We start from the raw sequence: 11434 nt of genomic DNA on the forward strand, positions 1-11434 counted from the left end.
CCCTCTCCTTGATTGGTGCCGCGCGTGCCTCTGCCGGGCCGTAGCGCGTATGCGATTGCGTCAGGGCGCCTCGGCGCGTGCGGCAGTGACGGTTGGTTTCCAGCGCGGCGCGAGCGACAGCAGCACGATCGCGCCGGTCAGAATGGCGGCACCGACGAGCTCGGCCGGCGTCGGCGCCTTGAGGCCCCACAGCCAGGCGAGGATCAGCGCGGCGGCGACCCCGGCGAGCAGGCTCGATGCGCGCTCGAGCGGCACGCAATAGGCATTCTCACGGGCGTCGAGCAGGATGATCACCGAGAAGATCGACACGACCGTCAGCGTCAGCGCGATGACGCCGAGCCACACGATCGCGGGATCGCTCCAGATGCCGATAAAGCCGAACGACAGCTCGCCGGCCTGGCTCCCAAAGCCGGCGGCCGAGATGATCGCGAGGATCGCCACCGAGGCCGGCAGCGCGAAGATCTTTTCCTCGACGAAATAACGCCGTACCGACAGCGGATCGCCATTCTTGGCGACGCGCGTCATGATCGTCAGCCGCAGGAAATATCCCAAAGTGTAGAGTATCACCGTCAGCAGCGCGAGCGGCGGCAGATCGAGGCCGCCGCGCGCACTGAGCGTGACGAGCAGCGCGACCGCGACCATCGCCAGCGCGGCCCAGCTCCACCAGCGCACGCGCCGGCCGAACATCAGGTCGACGAGCGGCGCGATGATCAGGATGTCGCCGCGCATCAGCAGCTGGATGAACGGGATGCTGACGCCCTTGAAGGTGAAGGACAGCGGCACGGTGAAGACGATCAGCGCCGTGCCGATCCCCGACAGCAGGGTATAACGCGTCGGCACCGGCACGCGCAGGTCGAGGATCTTTACCCCATGCGCATCGCGGTGCCAGCCGGACCACCAGATGAACAGATAGGTCAGCAGCGTATTGATGATCAGCGTCGCCGGGAGCGTCTCGAGGCCCGTCAGCGGCCGTCCCAGCGCGCCGTGCGGCAGGCTCGTCACCAGCTTGGTGATGATGACATTGGGCAGGTAGAACAGGAAATAGAGGAAGACATAGGCTTCCAGCGGCAAGGCGCGCCGGGCACTCATGCCGCAGCCGCCAGCTCGACCATGCCGTCAGCGACGCGGTAGCGCGCGTTGAGGCCTGCCTCCTCGGTGATCGCCGCCATATAGTCGACCACCGCGGCATGCTGCTCGCTGCCGCGCGCCACGAAACGGGGCACCGCGTCGCGGTCGATAAAAAGCGGCAGGAAACCCGCCCGGACCAGCTTCCCGCCGGCCACTTCCAGCCGCGCGACCATCGACAGGCGCGCGGTCTTGGGGAAATTGTAGAGGCTCTCGAAATCGGGTTCCCATTCCTCGGCGAGAACGCGGATCTCGTTGAAGCTTTTCGACGCGGCGTGCGCCGCGTCCATGCGCAGGTCGGTGGCGAAATTGCACAACGAGTAGAAGACCGGCTTGCCGTCGATCAGCTCGCAGCCTTTCAGGATATGCGCATGGCCGCCGAGAATTGCGTCGGCGCCGGCGGCGATCGTCGCCCGTGCCACGTCGCGCTGATAATCGGCGATCGTGGCGCGGACGAAGTGGATGCCCCAGTGATGCGACACGATCACCACGTCGTTCTCCGCCTTGGCGGCGCGGATGTCGGCCTCCATCGCCGCGAGATCCTCGCGATGCGGATAACTGTGGATTCGCGCCGGCGTGCCGGGCTGGTCGTGCTCGATCTGCTCGTAAAAGGTGAAGGCGCGCATCGGCGCGCAGCCCGGACGGCGCTCGTCGGCCCAATAGCTGTGCGGCAGAATGCTCGAATAAGCGAGAAAGGCGACGGTCGTCCCGTCGGCCATGGTGAAGCGCACCGGCCGCCGCGCCTCGGCGATGTTGGCGCCGGCACCGACCACCTTCATCCCCGCCGCCTCGAGATTGGCGCGCGTTTCGAAAAACGCCTCATTGCCCCAGTCGAGCACATGGTTGCCGGCCATCGAGATCAGGTCGAACCCGGCGCGACCGAGCGCGGCGGCGCCGTCCGGGCGGGCGAGCACGGCGTGGCGTGCCTGGGGCAGGCGCGTGCCGCGTTCGGCGAAACTCGTTTCGAGCTGGCCGAACACGATATCGGCGGCGCGCAGCGTGTCGGCGGTCGCGACGAAGCTTTCGTCATAATGCTCGCGATCCATCGCGAGATCGCCCGTCGCGAGGATCACCCCGGTCATGCCGCGGTCTCGAACGCCACGGGTACGCTGAGCGCGCCGATTTCGGGGAAACGCGTCGGCGTCGGCTCGGCGGTCAGCGCAAAGCCCTGCGTCGCCGCAAGCAGTTCTTCGACCGCGACGATCAGCTCGATCCGGCCCAGCGCCGCGCCAACGCACATGTGCGGCCCGCGCCCGAAGGCGAGCGAATCTTTCATGTTCGGCCGGTCGATGCGGAAGCTGTCGGGGTCTTCGAATACATCGGCGTCGCGGTTCGCCGAGGCATAGACCAGCGCGATCGGCTCGCCCGCCGGGATTGTGCGCCCGCGAATCGTCACGTCGCGCACCGCGGTCCGCGCAAAGCCGCGATAGGGCGTGTAGAGCCGCAGGAATTCATCGACCGCGGCGGGGACCAGCGACGGATCGTCGCGCAGCGTGCGCTGCAGCTCGCGGTCGCGTGCCAGATGCACCGCGATCGAGCCGATCATCACGGTCGGCGCGATCAGCCCGACGACCAGTACCTGGCGGATCGTGCCGATGATCATTTCCTCGGGCAGCGGCTCGCCATCGACCCGCACCGCGAGCAGCGCGCTCGTCGCGTCCTCGTCGACCGGCAGCGGATTCTCGCGCCGGTCGCGCACCACATCGCGCGCCATCGCATAAAGCAGCAGGCTGGTTTCCTTGGTCGATTCGACGTCGTTCGACTGCACCGCGATGTTGTAGCGCCGCCCGACCTCGGTCAGCGCCGTGATCGCGTCCGCCGGCAGGTTCATCCAATGGGCGAAGACCGCGATCGGCATGTGCGCGGAATAATCCGCACAGATGTCGCCCCCACCGGCCGCCACCATCCTGGTCAGCAGATCGCGGCAGATCTGGCGGATGACGGGTTCGAGGCGATCGATGCGCTTCGGCGACAACAGCGGCGCCAGCGCGCGGCGATAGGGCGTGTGCTCAGGCGGGTCGAGATGCAGCGGCGGGCGCCGTCCGGTAAAGGCGACCTTGGGAATGACATTCTGTTGCGAGGTGATGAAGGTTTCCCAGTCGGCGGCAGCGGCCGCGACATCGTCATGCTTCATCAACGCCCAGAAACCGCCCCAGGCATCGCTGTGCGCGACCGGGCAGGTCGATCGCAAGCGGCCATATTCGGCGTTCGCGCTGTCGAAGGTTTCGGGCGCGAGGGGGTTAAAGTCATGCAACATAGCAATCTTGCTAGCGCGAAATGAAAGCGCTTGCAAGACGCTTTCCTTTGACGGGTGCTTTGCGCATAGTGGTCGGATGAACGGGGTGGCCAAGGCACCGACGCTGGATGACGTCGCGACGCTCGCCGGGGTGTCGCCGGCAACCGTGTCGCGTTTCCTCAACAGTCCGGAGGTCGTCGCCGCCAAGACCGCCGACCGCATCCGCGCGGCGATCGTCGAAACCGGCTATCTGCCCAATCTTACCGCCGGCACGCTGGCGGGCAATCGCTCGCGGCTGATCGCGGCGCTCGTCCCCGAAATCGCCCAGTCGATCTTCAATGACACGGTCGAGGCGATGATCGAGGAACTCTCGGCCGCCGGCAACAGCGTGATGCTCGCGCTTACCGGCGCCGACAACACCAGGTTGATTTCGCAAATCAATGCCGCCCTGTCGCGCCGGGTCGACGCGATCATCCTGACCGGCGTGGTGACCGACGAGGCGACGCGCGCCCGCCTCCGCGCCCATCCGGTGACGGTGATCGAGACCTGGGGCCTGCCCGAGGATCCGATCGACGTGGCGATCGGCTTCTCGCATCGCGCGGCCGGCGAGGAAATGGCGCATTTCCTGCGTGCGCGGGGCTATCGCCGGCCGCATCTCGTCGTGCCGCGCTCGCCGCGGTCTGAGCGGCGCGCGAGCAGCTTCGCGACGCGCTGGATGCAGGAGGGCGGCCCCGAGCCGACGCGGATGGAGGTCAATGTGCCGAGCCATTTCGGCCAGGGCCGGCTGAGCTATCGCGCGCTGGCCGACCTGCCGCACTTGCCCGACGTGGTGGTGTGCGGATCGGACTGGATCGCGCAGGGGTTCATCGTCGAGGCACAGGCAGCGGGGATGCGCGTGCCCGATCAGATCGCCGTCACCGGCTTCGGCAATTTGCGCATGGCGGGCGACATGCGCCCGACCATCACCTCGGTCGATGTCGATGGCGCGCGCGTCGCGCGCGAAATGATCCGCGTGCTGCGCACGCTGTCCGCCGGCGAGACGCTCTCGGAGCGGCGCATCGACGTCGGTTTCCGCATCATCGCGCGCGAGAGCGCGTGAAAATGAAAGGGCTTGCATAAAGCCGCGCCGGCACTTTAGTATTGTTTCATAACAATATGGAGAGCGGTGATGGCGAAGTGGGCGGCAGCGGTCGGTATCGCGGCATTGTGTGTGGCGGGGATCGCCGCTGCGCAGGTCAAGCCGGACCTCGACGCGCAGATGCGCGCTGACGGCGCCGCGCAGCGTATCGCCTTTGCCAAGATGCCCGACACGCCGGGATCGGGCCCCTATCCCGCGATCAAGACGCTCGATGCCGACTTCCCCGGCCATGTCGTCTACCGCCCCGCCAACCTCGCTGCGCTCGGCGCGCGCAAATTGCCCGTGCTCCTGTGGGGCAATGGCGGCTGTTCCGACGACGGCGCCAGCGCCCGGCTGTTCCTGTCTGAGATCGCCTCGCACGGTTATCTTGCCGTCGCGCCCGGCGCGCTGCTGTCGGGGCCGGGCGCCACACCCGCGCCGCCGCCGCCACCCGGCGCGCCGGCCCTGGCGGTGCGGACGACCAGCGACGATATCCGGCGCGGCCTGGATCAGGCGATGGCGGCGAATGCACGAAAGGGCGGCGCTTTGCGCGGCCGGCTCGACCTGTCGCGCGTCGCGGTCGCCGGGCACAGCTGTGGCGGGCTGCAGGCGCTGCAACTCGCCGGCGACCCGCGCATCAAGGCGGTGATGGTGATGCACAGCGGCGTGTTCGCCGATGGCAGCAACCCGATCGCTGGCCTGAAAGTCGACAAGGCCTTGCTCAAAACGCTGCACACCCCGGTGCTCTACGTCCTTGGCGGGCCGCTCGACATTGCCTATCCCAACGGCACTGATGACGTCGCGCGCATCGACCATGTCCCGGTGTTCCTCGCCGACCACCCCGTGCGCCATGGCGGCACCTTCGCCCAGCCCAATGGCGGCGACGAGGCACAGGTCGTGACCGCCTGGCTCGACTGGCAATTGCTGCACAAGCCCGGCGCGGCGCCATGGTTCACCGGCCCGCAGTGTCGCCTCTGCACCGACAGCGAGTGGACGATCACCCGCAAGAAGATCGACTGACACCGCTTCTCGCGGTCGGCGCCGATAAACCCCTCCCGATCAGGGCTGTCGCATTCACAAATTGGAGCGATGTATTCTCCCTCTCCCCTTGTGGGAGAGGGAAGGGGCCCATCGCGAAGCGATGGGAAGGGTGAGGGGGACTGACGCGGACATCGCGTTCGCGACTCCCCCTCATCCGGCGCTTCGCGCCACCCGTTTTGTCGCGTGCCGGGTCAATCATGCCCCCGGCATGATTGAGAAATGCTCCGGGGGAGCATTTCGACCCGTCACGCGCCAAAACGCCCACAAGGGGAGAAGGATTTCGTTGGCATCTCGCGTAATATGTGAATGGGATAGCCCTGAAGGGGAGGGACTGGAGTGTGCCTTGCCGGCGGCGATTGGACATGATTCAACCCAAACCTCGCCCACGATATGCTCGCAGGCATGACAGCACGCACCACCAGCGAAATCGGCGTTCGGGCCGGGAAGACGCGGCTCGCAGCCATACCGCGCCGCGCGGTTGAGCGGGCCACGCTCGACGACGGCACCATGTTGGAGATCGACCCGCTTCACCGCTGCCGGGTGCCAGTGAAGCCACTGAACAGTTCAGGCTATTCGCATAATGCGCAAGTAATCACCGAGTTTTCATATCCCGCATCGACGCGGCGGTCCCGGACCGCGCGCAGTACGCGATGTTGGAATGTGGTCGCTCATAATCGCTGTTACTGCCCCGGTCAGCGCGCCAACCACCCCGAAAACGCTACCCCATCGCCTCGCAAAATACCCCTTATACTTGCCCCGCTGCGCCCCAGCGACTTGCGCAATAGTTGCGCCCGGCACGCACAGCAGGCGCGAACAGGCGTTGATTCAACCTGCCCGCCACCATGCTAGAAACCGCGCCAGAATCTCCCGCTCCCGCTCTTTCCCATCGTCCGATCCACCACCCGCCAGTCGCGCGCCGCGCTGCGTCTTCAGCGACACGCCCCGCCGCGCACGCACGGTCGCAGCATCGGCGGCGGGGTGTAGGCGACGAAGCCGGCCGGCCGCCCCGGCCAGCGACCGCTGTCGAGTTTCGCCACGAGATGGCCGATCGACGCCAGCACGGTCGGCGTGTCGAAGGTGCAATGCCCGGCGCCCGCGACCCACAGGCCGGCGGTGCGGTCCGGCGCGCGTGTTGCCGCGGCATCGAGATAGGCCTGTTGGAGCGAGGCGGAGGTCAGCCCGTCGCCGATATTCTGCACCGCCAGCAGCGGCGCGAGTGGCCGAGCGTTGGGCGTGTAGTGCGCCGTCATGTAGCGCACAGCCCCAGGTGCGGCGGCGATGCGTTGACCGGCATTGAGCGTCGCGAGATCGGCGTCGAGATCGATCCCGGCGTCACGGTATAGGGCGCGCACCATCGCGGTCCGCCCGGACAATGCGAGTTGCCGGCGATAATCGACGCCACTGTTCCACGAGAAGACGCCGCCGCCGCGCCGCTCCTGGTCGACGCGCGGCAGGAACACCCCCATGACGAAGGTCTTCGCCATCTCGGCCTGCTGCGCGGCATCGTCGGTCTCGGCCGGCGCGGGCGTGCCCGGCGTCGTCCAGCCCGGCAGCCCGGCGAGCACCGCCGCCAGCGCGACGCGCGCGCGGCCGGCGGGTGAGCGCTGCGCCTCGGCCAGCGCGTCGGCGACGCGCCGCGCATTAATCCGGTCGTCGTCGACGCCCGTCAGGCGAATTTCCGACGACGGCGCGAGCAGGGTGCGGAAGGCATAGGCGCCGTCGAGCGCCATGTTCATCATGCCGACCGCGCCGCCGATCGACGCGCACATCGCCAGCCCGCCATCGACCCGGCGCGGCGCCCGCTCGACCAGCGCGGCGGTGACCAGCCCACCCATCGACATGCCCCAGGCGATCACGCGCTTCGGCTTGCCGTAGCGCGCGGCAAAGGCATCGATCGTCGCGAGCTGATCGGGCACGGCGGATTCGAGCGCCCAGCCGGCATCGGCATAGCTCGAGCCGGCAAGCGCATAGCCCGCCGCGAGCAAGGCGTCGCGCTGCCGAGCCGGCGCATCCTCCGCCGCCGGCAGGGTTGGGGCATAGCCGTGGCTCCACAGCAGCAACGTCCCGTTCCAGTTGGCCGGCACCGTCGCCTTCCACTGTGCGCCATCGGGTAGCGTCGCCACGGTCTCGGGCGTGCCGGGCGCGGCGGCGCCGAGCAGCGCCGCAATCACCATGGCAATGACGGGTCGGCGCATGTCTCTCTCCCGGGTCGACAGATATATGGCATAGCGATATACCGCCATGAAAGCGCTTGCAAACGGGAACGGGATGGCTCTGTCGGAATCCATTGCGGCGCACATCGCCGGCTTCGCGCCGGAACGCCTGCCCGAGGCTAGCAGCCATGCCACGCGCCGCGCGCTGCTCGATGCGCTGGGCGTGATGCTCGCGGCAAGCGGCCTCAGCGACGAAGCCCGGCCGTTCCGCACGCTCGCCGCGAGCGAGGCGGGGGCGGGGCCGGCACGCCTGCTCGGCGGCGATCTTCGCGTGCCCGTCCAGAGCGCCGCCTTCGCCAATGGCGCGCTGGCGCACGCGGTCGACTTTGGCGACACCTATGACGCCGGCCCGGCGCATCCCGGTGCCGCGCTCGTCCCGGCCTTGCTCGCGCTATGCGATGCCGATCCGTCGATCGACCGGCGGCGGTTGATATCGGCGATGGCGCTGGGCAGCGACCTCACCTGCCGGCTGTCGCACACGCCGGTCGCGCCGATGGAAGCGCGCGGCTGGTATCCGCCGCCGCTGATCGGCACGCTCGGCGCGGCGGCGGGCTGCGCGCATCTGCTTGGCCTCGATGCGCGGCAAACCGCTGATGCGATCGGCCTCGCTTGGTGCCAGGTGACCTTCCCCGCCGCGATCAAATATGACGCATCGTCGCATGTCCGCGCGATCCGCGAGGCCTTCGCCGCGCGCGCCGCGGTGGCCGGCGCGCTGCTCGCGCGAAGCGGCGTGCGCGGTTTCGCCGCGCCGCTGGAGGGGGAGGGTGGTTTCTTCGCCGTCCACGCTGGTGCTTATGACGAAGCGCCGCTGCGCGACGATCTCGGCCGGATCTTTTACGGCGACCGGGTGAGCTTCAAGCCCTGGCCGAGCTGTCGCGGGACGCATGCCTATATCCAGGCCGGGCTGGCGCTCCGGCAGCGCTGCGCGATCGAGCCTGGGATGATCGCCTCGATCGAGGTAATCATCGGCCCGGTGCAGGAAATGCTTGTCGCTCCGCGCGCCACCAAGATCGCACCGCTGACCGCGATCGACGCGAAGTTCAGCATCCCCTTCACGCTGGCGAGCGCGCTGGTCCATGGCGCGGTTGATCTCGATTCCTTCTCGGAGGCGGCACGTGCCGATCCGTTGGTGCTGGCACTCGCCGAAAAGATCGTCCCGCGGCGCCACCCCGACTGGACCCGCGCCCATGCCGCCGCCGGCGGGGTCGTGCTGACCATGGCGGACGGGCGGCGCCACGAGCTGATCGTCGATCAGGCGCGCGGCGATACCGGGCAGCCGATGTCGGACGCCGACCTCGTCGCCAAGTTCGTCGCCTGTGCCGCGCGTGCCGAGCTGCCGCTTGATGCCCATGCCGCGCATATCCTCGCGTCACGCATCCTGACCGGCGATCTCGACGCCAGCGCTACGACCCTGCTGGACTGATCCGTACCTCGACCCGGCGCCGCGACGGTTCGACGAGACCGTCGAACGCCTCGTCGTCGCTGCTACCGTCGGGCCCGACCGCGACGGTGATGCGCTCCGCCGGCACGCCGCGCAGCCGCAGCGCCTGCGCCACCTTTTCGGCGCGTTCGCTTGCCAGCGTCGCCGGTTCGGCCAGTGTTTGCCCCGAGACCGTCGTCGGGCGGCTCGCGGCATAACCCGTCACAACGATCCGCGCCGGCTGGACGTCGAGCGCATAGTTGATCGTCGCGTCGAGATAATAGTCGCTCAGCTGATAGGTCACGAACTGGCTGTCGAAATCGAACGGGATGGTGATCGTCCGCACGGCGAACGGGCGCGCCGGCCTGGCGCGCTCCTCGTAGAGCGGCCGCACATTGCGCTTCGGCAGGGCAAAGCGACGACCCGGATATCCTTCCGACTCGAGCATGAAGCGCGTGCACGGCGCCGCCAGCACCGACACCCGCACCGGATCGAGCGGTTTGCCGCCGCAGCTTTGCGGACCATCGGCCGACGGTCTGCCCTCGACCAGCACGGCATGGTTCCAGTCGGGCTTGGTCGGCGAACGACTGACGTCGTAGCGCGTCCCCGTCGCCGGATCGTCGGCCAGCCAGCAGCCCGACTTGGCGCCCGACTCGGTGTCGCGATAGACCGGGCAGGCGACGAAGTGCACCGCGTCTTCAGCCTGCGCCGCGCTGGCGACGAGCAGCGTCAGGGCGATCGCCGCCTTCACAGCGCGCGCATCAGGTTGACGAGGTCCTGCTTCTCACGCTCGGTATAGCCGATGTGATAGCGCCGCTCGTAAAAGTCGATCACGCCGCGCAGGTCCTTCGCGCTGCCGTTGGAGAAATAGGGCGCCCGCGCCGCCAGCCCGCGCAGCGATTGCAGCGTGATCCGCCCGACATCGGCGCAGCGCCCCGTGGTCAGCGCAAAGCCGGGGTCGCTGGTCAGGATGGTGCGGCCATAATGCGGGTGCGGCTTGTCGAGGCAGGTGATGCGGAACAGCGGCAGCCACGGCATCGGGTCGGCGAAGGGCTGGTTGGTCGTGCCGAGATCGACCTGGCCCGGCGCCACGTCCATGCCCATGAAGCTCATATTGTGGCAGAACACGCAGCTGTTGCGGACCGGATTGCCGAAGCCGACCGGCGAGTTGATCCCGGCCGAATCGCTGATCAGGAAGGTCTTCTCGCGAAAGACATGCGCGCCGCGCGCGACCGAATCGCGAAAGGCAACGACCTCGGCGGGCAATTTGGCGCGTTCGCTGGCCGGCGTCTTTTCCCACGCCTCGAACTCGCTCCACACCGGTTTGCCCTGGCTGCCGAGCCGGCCCGGTGGCGAGACCTGCAAGGTGCGCGGGCCGCCCAAAGCGCCGTCGCCGTCGAGCGCACCGCCCGTCGTGTCGCTTTGCTGCGCGACATAGAGCCGGCGCTCGAAATCGAGGATGCGCGCGATATCGCCGGCACCGAGCTTGTTCGCAAAGGCCAGGTGCGTGCTCGCGGCATCGCGCATCTGCGCGGTCAGGCTCGGCACGCGTCCATCGGCCATCAGATTGCCGCTGACCGGCTTGCCCGTCTCGGGATCGAGCGACAGCGGCATGCCGGCCTTGGGATCATAGGCGAACCCCATCGCCTCGATGAACTTGAAATTGGCGACCGGGCGCGGGCGGCGATAGACCGAAATGCGCGGGTCGGCGCTGGTCAGGCCCCAGCGCGGGTCGGTGTTGCAGCCGGTCGGATCGCGCACCACCGCGATGGTGAAGTCGGGCGTGATCGGATTGCCCGCCAGGTCCTGTGGCGGCCAGTGCCGCGCGACGCGGATCAGCCCATGGTCGAGCAGCAGCGAGTGCGAGGCGCGCTGGTCCTGCGGCAGGCTCGGACAATTGGATCCGTCGCTCGCCGCGAACAGCGGGTCGCGATAGCCTGCGCGATCCCATTGCCGCTGCACATCGGCCACCGCCAGGCTCATCCCGTCGGCCGGCTGGTGGCAGGTGACGCAGGCGCGGCCATTGGGGCCGAGCGCGGCGAAGAACGGGTGCCCCCTGGTCGCAAGCGGGCCGTTGTCGAGCAACAGCCGCACCGTGCCGCTCGGGTCGGGATAGTCGAGTGTCGCCGGGAAAGTCCGGCCCTCGCCCGGCTGCCACCAATGGTCGCGCTTGTCGGCGTCGCCCGCCGTTGCCACGCCGATGCCGAACAGGCCGATCGCGGCGATGAAAACTGCCGCACGACCGGACGAACGCCTTAACATGTGCTTTCGTCCGGTCATGG

The 11434-nt window shown here is 68.3% G+C and carries 9 protein-coding genes; 3 read left to right on the top strand and 6 right to left on the bottom strand.

The window, feature by feature from the left end; genetic code table 11:
• Positions 1–60 precede the first annotated feature (60 nt).
• The 3 genes from U1839_RS00195 to U1839_RS00205 are packed head-to-tail and all read right to left on the bottom strand — an operon-like array spanning position 61 to position 3382.
• Entirely contained in the window at positions 61–1089 is a 1029-nt protein-coding gene (locus tag U1839_RS00195) for a hypothetical protein (RefSeq protein ID WP_332801654.1), read from the bottom strand.
• Positions 1086–2207, bottom strand: a complete 1122-nt coding sequence (locus tag U1839_RS00200) for a CapA family protein (RefSeq protein WP_332801655.1) — start codon at positions 2205–2207, stop codon at positions 1086–1088. The genes U1839_RS00195 and U1839_RS00200 overlap by 4 nt, the downstream gene beginning before the upstream one ends.
• Positions 2204–3382, bottom strand: a complete 1179-nt coding sequence (locus U1839_RS00205; RefSeq protein ID WP_332801656.1) for a cytochrome P450 — start codon at positions 3380–3382, stop codon at positions 2204–2206. The genes U1839_RS00200 and U1839_RS00205 overlap by 4 nt, the downstream gene beginning before the upstream one ends.
• Positions 3383–3458: 76 nt before the next feature.
• Between U1839_RS00205 and U1839_RS00210 the strand changes: the two genes are divergently transcribed.
• Positions 3459–4460: a LacI family DNA-binding transcriptional regulator gene (locus U1839_RS00210; protein ID WP_332801657.1), complete on the top strand. Its 1002-nt coding sequence runs from the start codon at positions 3459–3461 to the stop codon at positions 4458–4460.
• 69 nt (positions 4461–4529) lie between these two features.
• Complete coding sequence (locus U1839_RS00215) at positions 4530–5498, top strand: alpha/beta hydrolase (protein ID WP_332801658.1); 969 nt, start codon at positions 4530–4532, stop codon at positions 5496–5498.
• Between the two features lie 950 nt (positions 5499–6448).
• Here U1839_RS00215 and U1839_RS00220 read toward each other — a convergent pair.
• Positions 6449–7714 carry an alpha/beta hydrolase family protein gene (locus U1839_RS00220; RefSeq protein WP_332801659.1) on the bottom strand — a complete coding sequence of 422 codons (1266 nt, stop codon included), beginning with the start codon at positions 7712–7714 and terminating at the stop codon, positions 6449–6451.
• A gap of 73 nt (positions 7715–7787) precedes the next feature.
• On the opposite strand from U1839_RS00220, the gene U1839_RS00225 reads away from it, so the two are divergent.
• Positions 7788–9155: an MmgE/PrpD family protein gene (locus U1839_RS00225; protein WP_332801660.1), complete on the top strand. Its 1368-nt coding sequence runs from the start codon at positions 7788–7790 to the stop codon at positions 9153–9155.
• On the opposite strand, the gene U1839_RS00230 is transcribed toward U1839_RS00225, so the two are convergent.
• Positions 9136–9903, bottom strand: a complete 768-nt coding sequence (locus U1839_RS00230) for an OmpA family protein (RefSeq protein ID WP_332801661.1) — start codon at positions 9901–9903, stop codon at positions 9136–9138. The two genes, U1839_RS00225 and U1839_RS00230, sit on opposite strands and share 20 nt — an antisense overlap.
• Positions 9900–11432, bottom strand: a complete 1533-nt coding sequence (locus U1839_RS00235; RefSeq protein WP_332801662.1) for a hypothetical protein — start codon at positions 11430–11432, stop codon at positions 9900–9902. Before U1839_RS00235 ends, U1839_RS00230 begins: the two co-directional genes overlap by 4 nt.
• Positions 11433–11434: the final 2 nt, after the last annotated feature.

This window comes from Parasphingomonas halimpatiens (genome assembly GCF_036663795.1).
Lineage (GTDB): Bacteria > Pseudomonadota > Alphaproteobacteria > Sphingomonadales > Sphingomonadaceae > Sphingomonas.